The organism is Variovorax sp. P4_B10 (genome assembly GCF_056402375.1).
In genome coordinates, this window is record NZ_JBFUHN010000009.1 from 1 (window position 1) to 16,835 (window position 16,835).

The window sequence follows — 16,835 nt, forward strand, 5'->3', positions numbered from 1 at the left end:
GTGCGCAGCGAAGCGAATGTCCCCCGGCGCGGCCTAGGGCCGCAGGCCTCCTCCTTTATTTCGCTGCGCAGAGCACACCATCGGCGTGATCGCTCAGAGCAGTGGTTGATCGGCCGCAAACCAGCAGCGTGCCCGGTGCGCAGGGCACCGGGTGCTCCCCGCAGCGAAATAAAGGAGGAGCGAAGCGGGGGACATTCGCGGAGGGGAGYACCCGGTGKCCTGYGCACGCRCCCCGGACAAAAGCCCACAGAACACAAGCAACCCGCCACCCCGACGGGAACGTCCGCGGTCAGGTAAGAGGCACAGAGAGAAAGAAAAGACATGTTGGACCATCTGAAAGAAATCGACTACGGCACCCCCAAGCGCGAATCGACGCGCGAGGTGACGCTGGAAATCGACGGCACCGAAGTCACCGTGCCCGCGGGCACCTCGCTGATGCGCGCGGCCGTCGATGCCGGCGTCAACGTGCCCAAGCTCTGCGCCACCGACAGCCTCGAGCCCTTCGGCTCGTGCCGCCTGTGCCTGGTCGAGATCGAGGGTCGCAAGGGCTTCCCGGCCTCGTGCACCACGCCGGCCGAAGCCGGCATGAAGGTGCGCACCCAAACGCCCAAGCTGCAGGACCTGCGCAAGGGCGTGATGGAGCTCTACATCTCCGACCATCCGCTCGACTGCCTCACCTGCTCGGCCAACGGCAACTGCGAGCTGCAGGACATGGCGGGCGTCACCGGCCTGCGCAACGTGCGCTACGGCTTCGACGGCGCCAACCACCTGAAGGACAAGAAGGACGAGTCGAACCCGTACTTCAGCTACGACCCGTCGAAGTGCATCGTCTGCAACCGCTGCGTGCGGGCCTGCGAGGAAACGCAGGGCACCTTCGCACTCACCATCAGCGGCCGCGGCTTCGAGTCGCGCGTGTCGCCGGGCCAGGACGAGGCCTTCATGGATTCCGAATGCGTGAGCTGCGGCGCCTGCGTCGAAGCCTGCCCCACGGCCACGCTGCAGGAAAAGTCGGTGATCTGGCTCGGCCAGCCCGAGCACAGCGTCATCACCACCTGTGCCTACTGCGGCGTGGGCTGCGCCTTCAAGGCCGAGATGAAGGGCAATGAAGTCGTGCGCATGGTGCCGTGGAAAGACGGCAAGGCCAACGAAGGCCATTCGTGCGTGAAGGGCCGCTTCGCCTGGGGCTACGCCACGCACCAGGATCGCATGCTCAAGCCGATGATCCGCAAGAACATCAGCGACCCGTGGCAGGAAGTGAGCTGGGACACCGCGCTCAACTACGCCGCCGGCGAATTCAAGCGCCTGCAGGCCAAGTACGGCAAGGACTCGATCGGCGGCATCACCTCCTCGCGCTGCACCAACGAGGAAACCTACCTCGTGCAGAAGCTCGTGCGCGCCGCCTTCGGCAACAACAACGTCGACACCTGCGCTCGCGTGTGCCATTCGCCCACGGGCTACGGCCTCAAGCAGACGCTGGGCGAATCGGCCGGCACGCAGACCTTCGCATCGGTCGACAAGGCCGACGTCATCATGGTGATCGGCGCCAACCCGACCGACGGCCATCCGGTGTTCGCCTCGCGCATGAAGAAGCGGCTGCGCCAGGGCGCGAAGCTGATCGTGGTCGATCCGCGCCGCATCGACATCGTGAAGTCGCCGCACATCAGGGCTTCGCACCATCTGCAGCTCAAGCCCGGCACCAACGTGGCCGTGGTGACGGCGCTGGCGCACGTCATCGTCACCGAAGGCCTGATGGCCGACGCATTCGTCGCCGAGCGCTGCGACACGGTGTCGTTCAAGGAATGGAAGTCGTACGTCGAACGCCCGGAGCAATCGCCCGAGGCCACCGAAGAAGCCACCGGCGTGCCCGCGGCCGAGCTGCGCGCCGCCGCGCGCCTGTTCGCCACAGCCGGCAATGGCGCCATCTACTACGGCCTGGGCGTGACCGAGCACAGCCAGGGCTCGACCACCGTGATGGGCATCGCCAACCTCGCGATGGTCACCGGCAACGTCGGCCGTGAAGGCGTGGGCGTCAACCCGCTGCGCGGCCAGAACAACGTGCAGGGCGCCTGCGACATGGGCTCGTTCCCGCATGAGCTGCCGGGCTACCGCCACGTGTCGGACAGCACCACGCGCGCTTCGTTCGAAGCCGCCTGGGGCGTGCAGATCAACCCCGAGCCGGGCCTGCGCATTCCCAACATGTTCGATGCCGCGATCGGCGGCAGCTTCAAGGGCCTGTACTGCGAAGGCGAGGACATCGTGCAGTCCGACCCGAACACGCAGCACGTGGCCGCCGCGATGATGGGCATGGAGTGCGTGGTGGTGCAGGACATGTTCCTCAACGAAACCGCCAAGTACGCGCACGTGTTCCTGCCGGGCTCGTCGTTCCTCGAGAAGGACGGCACCTTCACCAACGCCGAGCGCCGCATCTCTCGCGTGCGCAAGGTCATGCCACCCAAGGCGGGACTGGCCGACTGGGAAGTCACCGTGAAGCTGGCGCAGGCGCTGGGCTATCCGATGAGCTACAACAGCCCCGAAGAAATCATGGCCGAGATCGCCGCGCTGACGCCCACTTTCCATGGCGTGAGCTACAAGCGCATCGACGAACTCGGCAGCATCCAGTGGCCCTGCAACGACGCAGCGCCCGAGGGCACGCCGACGATGCACATCGACGCCTTCGTGCGCGGCAAGGGCCGCTTCATCGTCACGCAGTACGTGGCCACCGATGAGAAGGTCACGCGCAAGTTCCCGCTGCTGCTGACCACCGGGCGCATCCTGTCGCAGTACAACGTGGGCGCGCAGACACGCCGCACCGACAACAACCAGTGGCACAGCGAAGACCGGCTGGAGATCCATCCGCACGATGCCGAGGAGCGCGGCGTGAAGAACGACGACTGGGTGGGCATCCAGAGCCGCGCCGGCGAAACGGTGCTGCGCGCCACGGTGTCCGAGCGCATGCAGCCGGGCGTGGTCTACACGACCTTCCACTTCCCGGAGTCGGGCGCCAACGTCATCACCACCGACAACTCCGACTGGGCCACCAACTGCCCCGAGTACAAGGTCACGGCCGTGCAGGTCATGCCGGTGATGCAGCCCTCGGCCTGGCAGCAGGAGTACAGCCGTTTCAACGAGGTCCAGCAGGGCCTGCTGAACGCGGCGCAGGAAAGCAACGAGACGGTCTCGGCCAAGTAGCTGCGAGCAAACAAGCACCATGGACATCGCCACCTTGCCCGCCGCCGACGGCACCGACACCTTCTGCGAAGGCGCGCTGCTGCTCCCGGTGCGCGGCGTGCGCGGCGGCGAGGCCTACGCGGTGCAGGACTGGGTCGCCGAGGAAGTGCCTGTGGCGCTGGAGTTCAACGGCATCTCGCATGCGGTGATGCTCGCGACGCCGCTGGACCTGGAAGACTTCGCGCTCGGCTTCTCGCTCAGCGAAGGCATCCTGGACCATGCGCATGAGCTCTACGCGGTGGAGACGGCGTCTTCGGAGCTCGGCATCACGGTGCGCCTGCAGGTGTCGAGCGGCGCCTTCCATCGCCTGAAGCAGAGGCGCCGCACGATCGCCGGCCGCACCGGCTGCGGCCTTTGCGGCACCGAGAGCCTGGCCCATGTGTCGCGCGAGCTGCCGGTGCTGGGCAATTCCGCGGCGTTGGACCGCCAGGCCATCGCCCGCGCGATGTCGCAGTTCCAGTCGCTGCAGACGCTGCAGCAGGCCACCGGTGCGGTGCACGCGGCGGCCTGGTGCTCGGCCGAAGGCGATGTGATGTGGCTGCGCGAGGACGTGGGCCGCCACAACGCGCTCGACAAGCTGATCGGTGCGCTCGCAAACAACGACGTCGATGCGGCGACCGGCTTCATCGCCGTCACCAGCCGCGCTAGTTTCGAGATGGTGCAGAAGACCGCCATGGCCGGGGTGCCGTTGTTGGCCGCGGTGTCTGCGCCGACCTCGTTCGCGGTGGCCACCGCAGAGCGCGCACGGCTCACGCTGGTCGGCTTTGCGCGCAAGGACGACCTGGCTGTCTACTGCCACCCGGAGCGCGTCACAACAACCGCTGGGCAAGAACCCAAGACCGGGCGCCGCGCGCACTGACGCGAGCGGCCGTCGTTTCCCTTCACCTCAAAGGCAGTGCATGTACGACCATGACCCGATAGCGCAATTGGTCAAGATGGCCAACCAGATCGGCACCTTCTTCCAGGCCCAGTCGCCCGACAACGCGACCCTGGCCACGAACGCGATCGCGGCGCACCTGAAATCGTTCTGGGCGCCGAGCATGCGCGTGCAGCTGATCCGCGCGCTCGACGGCGGCGCCGCCACGCAGCTGCTGCCGATCGTCGCGTCGGCGGTTCGCAGCCACCGCGAGAACCTGCTGCCCGGCGGGGCGCGCGAGGTTGGCGATGTGAAGGAGCAGTTTCCGCAGGGCGGGGGCGACGCGGGCTAGGAGCGGGTTGAAAGCGGGTCAGGCGCGGCCCTTGCCGTCGGGACTCGGCGGCGCACGCCGCAGGTTCCGCAACAGTTCGAGCGCCGTCGCCCGCGGTGCCTTGGGATCGCCGTTGACCAGAACGGTGAAGGTGATGCGAAGCTCGTTCAGCCCCATTGCCCCTTGCGTCATGTACTTGTAGCCGCCGGGCTCCGGTTGCCGGTCGGTGACGGAGAAGTAGTAACCCGTCCTTCCAGGCGCGCCCAGCTCGCTGATCTCGATGTCGCGCTCGACGGCCTGCGAGCGCACCTGGTCCGATGCGCCGCGCACCAGCCCGCGAAGCTCCTCCGGCGTGGAGCCCTTGGCCGACCCGCTCGGCCAGATGGGCGTGATCAGCATCTGCAGAGATCCGGCGGGCGAGCCGGTGATGGCAACGGTCGGCGGCAGATCGGGCCGCGCTCGCCGCACCTGGCCCTGCCATCCCGCCGGCAGGTCGATCACGAGATCGTCCCGGCCTTGCAGCGGAACGCGAAGTTCCTCGGCTGCCACGGACGCCGCCATGAAGAGTGCAAGAAGTGTCGTGATGATTCTGAGCACGGGTTCCCTTGGTTTCTAGGTGCGCTGCGCCGCGGCGCGCAACTTCGCGGCATGAAAGATCGAAGGAACGTCCGACTTCCACTCCCTGAGCACGAACGAAATCGCCAGTCCCTCGACGTCGGCGACGATCCCCAGGTAGATGGGCGCCGCGATCCACGCGCCGGTGTAGCCGCACGCCAGCAGCGCGAAGAAGGCCGCGAACAGCGCGAGGCCCCACGCCTTCGACGACCACATGTGATAGCTCGCTTCGCGCTTGAACTTCACCAGGTCGAAGACATACCGGCCTGCTTCGAGCACGGCGAGCAGCAGCAGTGCGCCGGCATGCGCCTTGATGACCTGCGGGTAGAGGTGCCACGCGGCGAACGTCGCGGCGACGTAGAAGAAGGTGTCGGCGATGCTATCGAGCCGGCGCAGGCCGGGCGTCGCGATGCCCAGCCTGCGGGCAATGACGCCATCGAAAACATCGGACAGGAAGCCCGCAAGGAGGCAGGCGCCGAACGCCCACGGATCGGGATGGAAGATGGCCAGCCCCACCACGACCGGCGCGAGCAGGGCGCGCAGCGCGGTGAGCGCGAGGGGAATGCGTAATGCGATCTTCATGCGGCTGCCACTATAGGGGCAGCCGCGACGCGGATTAAGCGCTCAAGCCGCGGTGTCCGGTGCGCTCCTGCTGCGACTTGAGCAGTGCCTCGTAGAACAGGCACAGCGGCATGGCGATGAACACCATGCCGGCCACGTAGATCACCAGGCTCAGCACCGGGAAGTTGTCGCCGCCCCAATGGGGGATCGACGTGCCCAGCGCGAGGAGGGCGATGACTGCGATCGCCGCATGCAGCGCGCTGCGCACGAGGGTGATCCGTGGCGATGCCGGTGCGTCGTTCGACGGACGGTCCGATACCGGATTCGGGCTGTGGTCGCCCTTGTCTCCATCATTTTTCATCGTCGCTCCTCGGTGAAGGCGTCGATGATTCTTGACCGCGCCCACGGCTCGGTCAAGATCGAAGTCCCTAGGATTCCGCTCAGTCGTACTTCACCGTGTAGATCAGGTCCAGCCCGCTTTTCTGGCCGGCCTGCCCGCGCAGCGTGAGCCTTTGCGTGAGGTCGTAGAAGATGAAGATGGTGCCGAAGGTGCCGCCCAGGCTGCGCTCGTAGGTCACGTAGAAATCCTTCGACAGCCGCTTGCCCAGCGTCATGGCCGACTCGCGCAGGTCGCCGCCGTTGCCGGGGCCCTTGAAGCCGAGTTCGTCGAGGCCGAAGCGGCTGGCCAGGCTGCCGCCGCTGCCGCTCTTGCCGATCTTGCCCAGCACCGCCAGCGCGGCCTGCTGCAGCAGTGCCGATTCGCCGCCGCTGGTGGCCGAGGCGCGCCCGAGGATCACCCACGACAGCGTTTCGGCATCCGACAGCGCCGGCTCCGAGTAGAGCTTGACGCGCGGCGATTGCGCAGTGCCCGTGATCTGCACGCCGGCACGCTGCGAGAGGTTCGGCCGGATCGCGAGGATGTCCAGCGCCGGGTTGTCGAAAGGCCCGTTGAAGCGCGCCACGCCGGTTTCTACGTCGAGCTGCTGGCTGTACGCGCGGTACTGGCCCCTCACCGTCTTGACCTCGCCGGTGATGCGCGGCGGGGCATTCAGCTTGGTGCTGCGGATTTCGAGGTTGCCTTCGAGCCGCGTGGTGATGCCGCGCCCCTGCACCGCGAAGTCGTCGCCGAGGTCGAAATTCACGACGATGTCGGGCGGCTTGGCGGTCTGGGGCTTGGCGGCCTGCGCATCGGCGCGTGCCGATTCACGCTGCGCCGCTTCGGCGGCCTCGCGGTCCCTGGCGGCCGAGCGCACGACCACGTCGCCGCCGAGGCTGGGTGCGGTTTCGTCGGGCAGGATGATCACGGCGCGATCGGTCTTGAGCTTGCCGCGCACGGTGAATTGTCCGTTGTCTAGCCGTGCCTGCAGGTCGCCCGAGAGCGTGACCTGCCGGTCGGTGCGCACCAGCACGCGCAGTGCGCGCAGCTCGCCTTGCATCGCCATGCGGATGCTGGGCGCCGATGCACCCGATGCGCCCCAGCCGAGCTCGCCGTGCACCGAGAGCGATCCGCCGTCGGTGCCGGCTTCGCTCGCCGCGGTGCTGCGGTTGCCGCTCTGGCCGCCAATGCGGGCGGAGTTGCCGGCGCCGCCCTTGAGGGTGAACTCGGTGACTTCGATGCGCTCGCCGGTCATCGTGGCTCGCAGGCGGCCGTCGCGCAGGTCCAGCCCTTCGACCGGTGCGCGCAGCGCGAGCTTGTCGGCGCCGAGCGTGCCGTTCCAGCGCGGCGCGGCGCGGTTGCCCGAGAGCGCGGCGTTGGCATCGAGCGTGCCGGCGATGCGCCAGCCCGGCGGCGCGAGCATCGACCACACGCCGAGGTTGGGCAGCGTGGCCTTGATGGTGCCGCCCAGCGGCGCATCGGGCGCCCATTGCCAGCCGCCCGCACGTTGCGTCACGCGCGTGTTCACGTCGGCGTTGATCTTGCCGGCACGTTCGCTGTCCCATGCGAGCGCGGCGCGCACCGCATCGCCTTCGGCATCGAGCCGAAGCTCGGCCTGGCGCAGGCCCGCCGGTGTGCTGGGGGCTTCCGCGCCCGCCGCCGAGGCGGCGTTCATCGTGCGCTCGCTCGCGGTGCCGGTTCCTGTGCTCGTGATGCGGGTGACGAGCGCGGCCTCGCCGGCCTGCACGCGGATGTCGCCGCTCTGGCGCGCGATCCGGGCCTTGGCGCGCAGCGTGTCGCCGGCGTCGATGTCCCAGTCGCCGTCGAACATCAGGTCGCCGCTGATGCCAAGTTCGCTCAGCGTCGAGTTCGCGCCGAAGGCGCCGGCCCAGGCCATCGGCAGCCCCTGCATCCGGCCTTTCGACTGCACGCGGAAGACCTTGTTCGGCGCCGCGCCGCTCTGGCTGAAGCGCAGCGGCTGCCAGTCGATGCGCACGGTGCCGGGCACGGGGCCGCGCAGCGTGGCCGCAGCAGCTGAGGCTTCGACGTCGAGACGGCCGGCACTGCCGCCGGCACGGATGGTGGCGGAGACTTCGCGGCTCAACTCCAGCAGCCAGGGGCTGCCGGGGCGTTCGCTGTCCTGTGCCTGCAGGCGCAGGCTGGCGAGGGCTGCGCGCCATTGGTTGGCGCCCGCGAGGCCGCCGCTGGCGCGGGTGTCGAGCATGAGTTTCTGGGTGCCGGTGCGGGCTTCGCCTTTCAGCGCCAGCGTGGCCGCGGCGAGGCTGCCCGCGAGGTCGGCCTGCAGTTCGCGCAGTTGCACGGCGGTGGCGGTACCGCCGGGTTGGGCGGCCGCCAGGGTCAGGTCGAGGCGGGGGACGCCGAGCGCGGCCTTGAGGCTGGGCTCCGCGACACCGCGCTGCGCTGGCGCGTTGGCGTTCCCGATCCGGCGCTGGATGGTCTGCCAGCCGCCTTGCCAGCTCGCATCGAGTCTGGCGGCGCCCTTGGCCGTTGCGCCCGCGAACACGCCCGAGAGGCCGGGCAGGGCCTCGATCCAGCGCTGCACGGCGTCGGCATCGTCGATGCGCGCCTGGATGTCGCCACCGCCTGCGTTCGGCGCGATGCGGCCTTCGAGTTGCGCGCCGCCGCCGGGGAGCGCGAGGTTCAGCTTGCCGCTGGCGGCCTGCTCGGCCACGCGCACCTGCAGCCTGCCGACGATGCTGGCGCGCTGGGCCTCGACGCGCAGCGTGCGCAGGTCGAGCACCTGGTCTTTCCACTGGCCTTGCGCCAGCGCGCGGTCGAGCGCAAAGCCCGGCAGCGCCTTGCTGCCGGCGCCGCCTTCTGCCCTGAGCGCCATGTCGAAGGCGATGGTGCTCTCACGCTGCTGCGCGGTGAGCTGGCCGCTGACGGGCGCGCCGGAGAGTTCGCTGTACAGCGCACCGGGCCGTACGCCGCGCACCGTGGCACGCGCCTGCCACGGCGACGGTGCGGGGCTCCAGCGGCCTTCGGCCTCGATGCGGCCGCCGCCTGCGCGCACGGTGGCTTCGGGGAGGGTCCAGTGGGTGCCGTCGAAACCCACGCGCCCTTGCACCTGTTCGACCGGCAGCTTCGCCTTGTCCCAGGGGCCGGGCACGGCATTGCGGATGTCGGCCGAAGCCTTCCAAGCGGCCGGGCCCGCGTCTGCATCGGGTTCGAGGGCGACCGTGCCGGTCAGCTGGGTTTCCGGGGCGCCCGGCCACAGGCTCGATGCATCGACGTTGCGGAGATCAGCCTTGGCATCGATCACCGGCTGCGGCAGCCAGGGCGCGATCTGCGCCTGCAGCCTGGCTTCCATGGGCGCTTCGGTGTTCTCTTCGGCGGGCTTCAGTTCGGCGGCGACCTGCAGCCGCGCCGCCGTACCGGACAGCGTGCCCTTCACCGTGGCCTGGGCCAGCACGTCGATGCTGTGGTCCTCGGCGAGCGGCGCCTTCACGCGGCCGTCGAGCGACGCGTCGAGCGCCATCGGCGCCGGGCCCTGCAGCTTGACGCGTGCGCCGTAGTGGCCGTCGGCAATGTCGACGCCCTTGACCTCGAGCGCATGTTCCGCGGCCTTGTAGGTGTAGCTGCCGGCAAGGTTGCGCGCCTGCAGCGCGGGCGGGCCGGCCCAGCGCAGATCGTCGATGCGGAAGGGCACGTCGACGTCGACCGGCAGTGCGAGTTGCGCCAACGGTTCCACGGGCTTGTCGCTGGGCGGGCCGCGGCGCTCGATCAGCACCTGCGCTGCATGCACCTCGCCGAGCTGCACCTTGCGCTGGAACAGCGGGGCCAACTGCCAGCCGATGGTGGTGTCCTTGACCTCGACGGCGATGCTCTCGCTCTGGTACTTGAGCCAGCCGATGCGGCCGCCGGTGCGCAGCGAGCCGGTCACGTCGCGGCTTTCGAGCGTCTGGCCCGCAGGCAGCCGCTGCGCCGCCTGCGCGAGCGCGAAGGCCAGCGACTTGTTCGAGCCCAGCCACCACCAGGCGCCCGCGCCGAGCAGGAGCACCATCGCGAACAGTGCCGCCGCGGTCCATGCCAGCGCGCGCATCGCCCGGCGCGCACGCGAGCGGCGGACGACAGGTGGCGTGGGCTTGGAGACGGAGTCGGTCGACATCGATGCGGGAGGTCAGAAGGTGAAGCCGAGGCGCAGGTGCAAACGGAATTTCTTCGAGTCCACGCCGTAGGCGAGGTCGGCCTGCACCGGCCCCACCGGGCTGCGCCAGCGCGCGCCGACGCCCACGCCCACCTTGGGCTTGAGCTCGCCGGGCTTGTCGGCCACGGCGCCGGCGTCGACGAACACCACGCTCTCCCATTCGGTGAGCTTGCCGTTGTAGACGAAGGGCCGTTGCCACTCGACGCTCGCCACGCCGAGGTAGCGGCCCGCGATGGTCTGGCCGTCGGCGCGCACGGTGCCGATCTGCTTGTAGCTGTAGCCGCGCACGGTGGTGTCGCCGCCGGTCAGGAACATCAGGGTGGAGGGAATCTGCGCGCTCTCTTTGGCCGCGACCGCGCCGGCTTCGACGCGCAGCTGCAGGCGGCTGCGGCGCGCGCGCGTTTCGGTGTCCTCGGCCGCGCCGATCGGCACGATGCCGAGCCAGCGCGCATAGGTGCGCGTGAAGGGCAGTTGCTGCCCCGTGAGCGTGTAGCCCGCCGCCACTTCGAGCGCGAGGGCGTGGCCGCGCGTGGGGGCGGCGTTGTTGTCGAAGTAGCGTCCGGTCCAGCCCCAGTTGGCGGTGACCGCCGAGGCCGAGGGCGGCGCATTGGTGCCGCGGTTCTGCGCATAGTCGTACTGCAGGAAGTAGCTGCGGTCGATGTGGTCGCTGGCCTTGTTGCGGCCGCCGCGGACGCGCCCGCTGTCGACGATGTAGCTGCCCGATGCCTCGCGCTTGAGTTCGCCGCCGGTGAACCAGCGCCAACCGCGGTCGTTGGGGATGGCGTTCCACTCGGTGCCGAGCGACTTGATGTCGTTGTCCACCGAGAGCCGCGACACCGCGCGCCAGCCGAGCAGCGGGATCTGGTTGTGGATGTGGTCGATCGAGAGGCGCGGGCCGTTGTCGGTGGTGAAGCCTGCGCCCATCACCACCTTCTGCAGCGGCGCCTCGCGCAGCTGCGCGATCACGGGCGCGGCCAGCGGGTTGCCGCTCTCGGTGTCGAGCGTGAGGAACACAGAGTCGTAGTAGCCGCTGCTGGCCAGGCGCTGCTGGGCGTCGAGCAGCTTCTGCTGGTCGTAGTCGGTGCCGGTGGGCAGGCGGGCGATGCGGCGCGCGCCGTCGGGGTCGTAGCGCTGGAGGCCGCGCAGCATCAGCGGACCGAACTTGTACGCCGGCCCCGACTGGTAGGTGACGCTGAGGCGGGCTTCGCTGCGGTCGGCATCGACCTCGGCGCGGCTGACCTCGATGTTGCCGGTCGGGAAGCGTTTGGCGGTCAGGCTGCGCAGCGCGGTGGTCTTGGCGTCGTCCCAGGCCTGCTGGGCGAAGGGCAGTCCGGCGCGCAAGGCCCAGTCGGTGCGGATCGCGTCGCGCTGCGCTTCGGCGGCCGCGTCGCTGGCGATCGGGCCGGCGTAGCTGATCTGCACATTGCTCACCTTGGTGAGCTCGCCGGGCGCGACCGTGATGACGATTTCGCGCGGGGCCTTGGCGCCCTCGGGCGTCTCGTTGAGTTCGAGCGTCAGCGTGGGCGTGAAGTAGCCGAGGGTGCCGAGCAGTTCGCGGGCGTTGGTCTCGGCGGCCACCATGAGCCGCGAGATCTCGGTCGCGCCGAGGTCGTCGAGTTCGCGGTAGCGCTGGATTTCGAGGTGCAGCGCGAGGTAGTCGCGCACCGTTTCAGGCCCGCGCACGTCGACGGTGAAGGCGTCGCGCCGTTCGGTCTTTTTTTCGTCCTTGCTGTCCTTGTCGCCCGTGGTGCCGGCCTCGCCGCTGCGCACGAGGCCCGCGACCGGCTTGCCGTCGGTGCTTTCTTTTTTCGGCAGCAAGCTGCAGCCTTGCAAGAGCAGGACGCCGGAAAAAAGCAAAGCCGGCCACCACGCCGGCGCAAAAGCGGAAACCACCCTGACCATGGGCGGATTCTGACAGCAAGATTCGCCGCTTCCTGAAGCGGCCGGATACAGGCGGTTGCGTCCTACTTGGAGAGCATCCGCATCGCTTCTTCGAGACCCCGCAAAGTCAGCGGGTACATGCGGTTCGACATCAGCTGCTGCATCACCGCGATGCTCTGCCGGTATTGCCATACGCCCTGGGGCTCGGGATTGATCCAGGCGAACTTCGGGAAGGTGTGCGTCAGGCGCTGGATCCACTCGGCGCCGGCCTCTTCGTTGTTGTATTCGACGCTGCCGCCGGGCTGCAGGATCTCGTAGGGGCTCATGGTCGCGTCGCCGACGAAGATGAGCTTGTAGTCCTTGTTGTACTTGCGCAGGATGTCCCAGGTCGCGAACTTCTCGGAGAAGCGGCGCTTGTTGTTCTTCCACATGAAGTCGTAGACGCAATTGTGGAAGTAATAGAACTCGAGGTGCTTGAACTCGGTCTTCACGGCCGAGAACAGCTCCTCGACGCGCTGGATGTGCTCGTCCATGGTGCCGCCCACGTCCATCAGCAGCAGCACCTTGACGTTGTTGTGGCGCTCGGGCCGCATCTTGATGTCGAGGTAGCCGGCGTTGGCCGCGGTCGACTGGATGGTGTTGTCGAGGTCGAGCTCTTCCTCGTGGCCTTCGCGTGCGAACTTGCGCAGGCGGCGCAGCGCGACCTTGATGTTGCGCGTGCCCAGTTCCTGGCTGTCGTCGTAGTCCTTGTAGGCGCGCTGGTCCCACACCTTCACGGCGCTCTTGTTCTTGCCGGCTCCGCCGATGCGGACGCCTTGGGGGTTGTAGCCGCCATTGCCGAAGGGCGAGGTGCCGCCGGTGCCGATCCACTTGCTGCCGCCTTCGTGGCGCTCCTTCTGCTCCTCGAAGCGCTTCTTGAGCGTGTCCATGAGCTCGTCCCAGCCCATCTTCTCGATCTTGGCCTTTTCTTCCGCCGTGAACTCGCGCTCGAGCGTCTTCTTGAGCCAGTCGAGCGGCACTTCCTTCGTGAAGTCGGCCAGCATCTCGACGCCCTTGAAGTAGGCGGCAAAGGCGCGGTCGAACTTGTCGTAGTGCTTCTCGTCCTTCACGAGCGCGGTGCGCGAGAGGTAGTAGAAGTCGTCGAGGCCGAAGGCGCCGTCGGAGTTGGGGCCCACCACGTCGGCCTGCAGCGCCTCGAGCAGCGTGAGGTATTCCTTTACGGACACCGGCAGCTTGGCCGAGCGCAGGGTGTAGAAGAAATCGATGAGCATGGAGGGCGTCCTAATTTCGGCTTCGAAGTTGAGTTGGAGCGCAAGTCAACGCTGGAGGCTCATTTGCGCCAGCACAGGATTCTGAAGATGTCTCATGCATGGAAAGATGTAGGCGCCTATAACGGATGCATCATCCCAGCTCGACCAACGAAACGGGCCGAGCTTCGCATCGGCATCTTTGATGACTGCAAGTTTTCTTGAATCGATCTTCGACTCAATCAGCGTGACTGTCGTTTCGTCAATGGTGGTGCCTTGTTTTCTGGCACCTAGCAACCAGTAATAGGCGGCGATGAACTCGTCCTCGGTAGATGCTTTACGGAGCAGTCGTTCGGCGAGTTGTAACTGCGATTTATGATGGCCATGTGCCGCAGCAAACTCTAGCCACCACGTATTCTTCGATTCAGACTTGGGTATTCCTAGGCCCTTGTCGTACATCTCTGCTACCAGCTTGACTGCATGAGGGTTTCCTCGCCGGGCGGACAGTTCCAGCCACGGCAGGCTTTTCTCGTAGCTTTGCGGAACGTTATCGCCAAAATAGTAAGCAATTCCGATGAGCCACGGCGCAGGGGCAGACCCTAGTTCGCTCAACTGGTGCAGCAACTCGAATGCGCGCCGCGTATCTTTTGGGCGCTCATCGCCGCAATACAAAAGCAGGGCGAGATTGCCAATGGCTTCCCTGTTCCCTTTTTTCGCAGCCTTTTCATACCACGCCTCTTTTTGCGCGATATTCGGAGTCGTCACGGCGTTCAAGAATTGACTGCCCGCGATGCCCGCGCTTCCCATGATCTGATGGTAGTTCCCGAAAATATCAGGAGATGCGCTCTGCGCAAGTGCGTGCTGTGAAAATGCCCAGCCACAAGCGAACATCAAAAAAAATCGCTTGAGATTGGCGTAGCTGGATGAGTTCAGCATGAAGACGATAGTGCGGAGAATCAGCGGAGCCGAATTGTTATTGATCGAAGCGCCTGCAGACGAGCCGCGTCCCTTCAACTGCGCGGCTTGTCGAGCAGATAGAGCAACTGGGCCTTCACCTCGGGCCACTCGCCCGCGCGCAGGCTGTACATGACGGTGTCGCGGATGGTGCCGTCGCGGCGCATTGCGTGGCCGCGGATCACGCCGTCCTTCTTCGCGCCCAGGCGCTCGATGGCGCGCTGCGAGGCGAAGTTGAAGTTGTCGGTGCGCCAGCCCACCGTGTTGCAGCCCAGCGCGTCGAAGGCATGGCTCAGCATCAGCAGCTTGCAGGTGGTGTTGACGTGGGTGCGCTGGCAGCGCGCGGCGTACCACGTGTAGCCGATCTCGACGCGCTTCACGCCGGGCAGGATGTCGTGGTAGCTGGTGCTGCCGAGCACGGTGCCGGTGGCCGCCTCGGTGACGGCGAAGGCGAAGCGGTCGGCCGTCTTCAGCGCGGTCTCGATGTAAGTGCGGGTGTTCTCCGGCTCGGGCACGGAGGTAACGCGCAGCTTCCAGAGCTCGCCGTCGGCGGCCGCGGCGCGCAGGCCCTCTTCGTGGTCCAGCGACAGCGGCACCAGCGCGATGTCGCGGGCCTTCAGCGTGACAGGTTCGACGAACGCCATCTCAAACACCCCTGAATTCAGCTTCTCGGATTGCCGTACTTGCGCACATACCAGGCCCGCGCGATCTGCACCCCGCCACCGCCGCCCAGGCCGATCAGCAGGATGCCGAAGATTTCCTTGTTGCCATAGCCGCCGGGGCCGAAGGCATCGAGACCCAGCAGCAGCCCGACCCAGCGGCCGAGCAGCGCACCCGCGACGAACAGCACCGCCTGGGCCAAGCCCAGCTTGAGCAGTTGGCGCGTGGGGTGCGGCGACTGGCTCATCGGTTGTTGCGTTGCATGAAGACGAGCTTCTCGAAGAGCGTCACGTCCTGTTCGTTCTTGAGCAGCGCGCCCACCAGCGGCGGCACGGCGACCTTGTCGTCCTTGCTCTGCAGGGCCGCGAGCGGAATGTCTTCGGCCACCAGCAGCTTGAGCCAGTCGAGCAGCTCGGAGGTCGAGGGCTTCTTCTTCAGGCCGGGCAGGTTGCGCACGTCATAGAAGGTCTTCATCGCGGCCGTGAGCAGCTCCTGCTTGAGGCCGGGGAAGTGCACCGCCACGATGCTCTTCATCGTCTCGGCATCGGGGAACTTGATGTAGTGGAAGAAGCAGCGGCGCAGGAAGGCGTCGGGCAGCTCCTTCTCGTTGTTGGAGGTGATGAACACCACCGGCCGGTGCTTGGCGCGGATGAGTTCGCGCGTCTCGTAGCAGTAGAACTCCATGCGGTCGATTTCGCGCAGCAGGTCGTTCGGGAATTCGATGTCGGCCTTGTCGATCTCGTCGATCAGCAACGCCACCGGCTGGTCGGCCGTGAAGGCCTGCCAGAGCACGCCCTTGACGATGTAGTTCTGGATGTCCTTGACGCGTTCGCCGCCGTCCACATCGGAGAGCTGCGAGTCGCGCAGGCGGCTCACCGCATCGTATTCATACAGGCCCTGCTGCGCCTTGGTGGTCGACTTGATGTGCCACTGCAGGAGCGGCAGTCCCAGCGATTGCGCCACTTCCTCGGCCAGCATGGTCTTGCCCGTGCCGGGTTCGCCCTTGACGAGCAGCGGGCGCTTGAGGGTGATGGCGGCATTGACCGCCAGCATCAGGTCCTGAGTGGCGACGTAGTTGTCTGAGCCCTTGAATTTCATGAGTGAGCGGAGGCGAGGTGGAAAGGCAGGGTGGAGAAAAGAACACACTCGATTCGCATCGCACAGCCTCTTGGGCGGCCCGCGCGGGGTTCCCGCGGGACCCTTGCATATAATCGAATGTTGATTCGAAAAACTGTATCTCCACGAGATTGTGCGCGCAAAATGAACAAGTTGTTGACCACGATGTTTGCCCTTGCTGTCGCTTGCGTGACGCTCTCGGCAGAAGCCCAGCAAGTCACGGGCAAGGCCCAGGACGGGGCGAAGAAGGTTGCGATGTGCGTGGGCTGCCACGGCATCATCGGCTACCAGGCCAGCTTCCCGGAGATCCACAAGGTGCCGATGATCGCTGGCCAGAGCGCCACCTACATCGTCTCCGCGCTCACCGCCTACAAGGGCGGCGACCGCAAGCACCCCACCATGCGCGCCATTGCCGACACGCTCACCGAGCAGGACGTGGCCGACCTGGCCGCCTACTACAGCCAGCTGGGCGCGAAGGAAGGCGATGCGCCGCCGGCCGCTCTGGCCAAGGCCATGCCCGACAACATCACCGCGCTCGTCGGCCGCAACGGCCCCGACAACAGCTGCACCAAGTGCCACGGCGCCAACTTCAACACGCCGAACGACGGCACCGTGCCCAAGCTGGCCGGCCAGCATGCCGACTACCTCTTCGTGGCGCTCAAGTCCTACCGCGTCAAGAACAACGCCCACCTCGGCCGCTCGAATGCGGTGATGGCCGGGCAGGTCGAACCCAAGAAGTTCACCAACGCCGAGCTCAAGACGCTGGCCAGCTACATCAGCTCGGTGCCCGGCGAACTGAAGACGGTGCCCGAGTCCCGCATGCATCACGCGGCACAGTAAGC

The 16,835-nt window shown here is 67.0% G+C and carries 14 protein-coding genes; 4 read left to right on the forward strand and 10 right to left on the reverse strand.

Features of this window, described 5'->3' with window-relative positions; genetic code table 11:
- Positions 1-321 precede the first annotated feature (321 nt).
- Genes fdhF through AC1DXX_RS06595 form a run of 3 tightly spaced genes read left to right on the forward strand, consistent with a single transcriptional unit; the run spans position 322 to position 4,436 of the window.
- On the forward strand, positions 322-3,189 hold the full coding sequence (fdhF, locus tag AC1DXX_RS06585) for a formate dehydrogenase subunit alpha (RefSeq protein WP_478133369.1): 2,868 nt from the start codon (positions 322-324) through the stop codon (positions 3,187-3,189).
- A gap of 19 nt (positions 3,190-3,208) precedes the next feature.
- Entirely contained in the window at positions 3,209-4,087 is an 879-nt protein-coding gene (gene fdhD, locus AC1DXX_RS06590) for a formate dehydrogenase accessory sulfurtransferase FdhD (protein WP_478133370.1), read from the forward strand.
- Positions 4,088-4,127: 40 nt separating this feature from the next.
- The gene (locus AC1DXX_RS06595) at positions 4,128-4,436 is read left to right on the forward strand and encodes a formate dehydrogenase subunit delta (protein ID WP_478133371.1); all 309 of its coding nucleotides are present in this window, start codon (positions 4,128-4,130) and stop codon (positions 4,434-4,436) included.
- An 18-nt stretch (positions 4,437-4,454) separates the two neighbouring features.
- Here the strand turns inward: AC1DXX_RS06595 and AC1DXX_RS06600 are convergent, their stop codons facing one another.
- The 10 genes from AC1DXX_RS06600 to AC1DXX_RS06645 all read right to left on the reverse strand — a co-directional run bounded on the left by AC1DXX_RS06600 (position 4,455) and on the right by AC1DXX_RS06645 (position 15,975).
- Positions 4,455-5,012, reverse strand: a complete 558-nt coding sequence (locus tag AC1DXX_RS06600) for a hypothetical protein (protein ID WP_478133372.1) — start codon at positions 5,010-5,012, stop codon at positions 4,455-4,457.
- A gap of 15 nt (positions 5,013-5,027) precedes the next feature.
- On the reverse strand, positions 5,028-5,612 hold the full coding sequence (locus AC1DXX_RS06605; protein WP_478133373.1) for a CDP-alcohol phosphatidyltransferase family protein: 585 nt from the start codon (positions 5,610-5,612) through the stop codon (positions 5,028-5,030).
- 34 nt (positions 5,613-5,646) lie between these two features.
- Positions 5,647-5,952: a hypothetical protein gene (locus AC1DXX_RS06610; protein ID WP_478133374.1), complete on the reverse strand. Its 306-nt coding sequence runs from the start codon at positions 5,950-5,952 to the stop codon at positions 5,647-5,649.
- A gap of 79 nt (positions 5,953-6,031) precedes the next feature.
- Positions 6,032-10,096 carry a translocation/assembly module TamB domain-containing protein gene (locus tag AC1DXX_RS06615; protein WP_478133375.1) on the reverse strand — a complete coding sequence of 1,355 codons (4,065 nt, stop codon included), beginning with the start codon at positions 10,094-10,096 and terminating at the stop codon, positions 6,032-6,034.
- A 12-nt stretch (positions 10,097-10,108) separates the two neighbouring features.
- A complete protein-coding gene (locus tag AC1DXX_RS06620; protein ID WP_478133376.1) occupies positions 10,109-12,037 on the reverse strand; it encodes an autotransporter assembly complex protein TamA in 1,929 nt (642 codons plus the stop codon).
- Between the two features lie 62 nt (positions 12,038-12,099).
- Entirely contained in the window at positions 12,100-13,287 is a 1,188-nt protein-coding gene (locus AC1DXX_RS06625) for a vWA domain-containing protein (RefSeq protein ID WP_478133377.1), read from the reverse strand.
- Positions 13,288-13,332: 45 nt separating this feature from the next.
- Positions 13,333-14,199, reverse strand: a complete 867-nt coding sequence (locus AC1DXX_RS06630; protein ID WP_478133378.1) for a tetratricopeptide repeat protein — start codon at positions 14,197-14,199, stop codon at positions 13,333-13,335.
- Positions 14,200-14,273: 74 nt separating this feature from the next.
- Entirely contained in the window at positions 14,274-14,861 is a 588-nt protein-coding gene (locus AC1DXX_RS06635) for a GNAT family N-acetyltransferase (protein ID WP_478133379.1), read from the reverse strand.
- A 17-nt stretch (positions 14,862-14,878) separates the two neighbouring features.
- Positions 14,879-15,124, reverse strand: coding sequence for a hypothetical protein (locus AC1DXX_RS06640; RefSeq protein ID WP_478133380.1), 246 nt, complete (start codon positions 15,122-15,124; stop codon positions 14,879-14,881).
- Positions 15,121-15,975 (reverse strand): AAA family ATPase, encoded by an 855-nt coding sequence (locus AC1DXX_RS06645; RefSeq protein ID WP_478133381.1) that lies wholly within the window; start codon positions 15,973-15,975, stop codon positions 15,121-15,123. Before AC1DXX_RS06645 ends, AC1DXX_RS06640 begins: the two co-directional genes overlap by 4 nt.
- Positions 15,976-16,137: 162 nt before the next feature.
- Here AC1DXX_RS06645 and AC1DXX_RS06650 point away from each other — a divergent pair, with 162 nt between their 5' ends.
- Positions 16,138-16,833, forward strand: a complete 696-nt coding sequence (locus AC1DXX_RS06650) for a c-type cytochrome (protein ID WP_478133382.1) — start codon at positions 16,138-16,140, stop codon at positions 16,831-16,833.
- Positions 16,834-16,835: the final 2 nt, after the last annotated feature.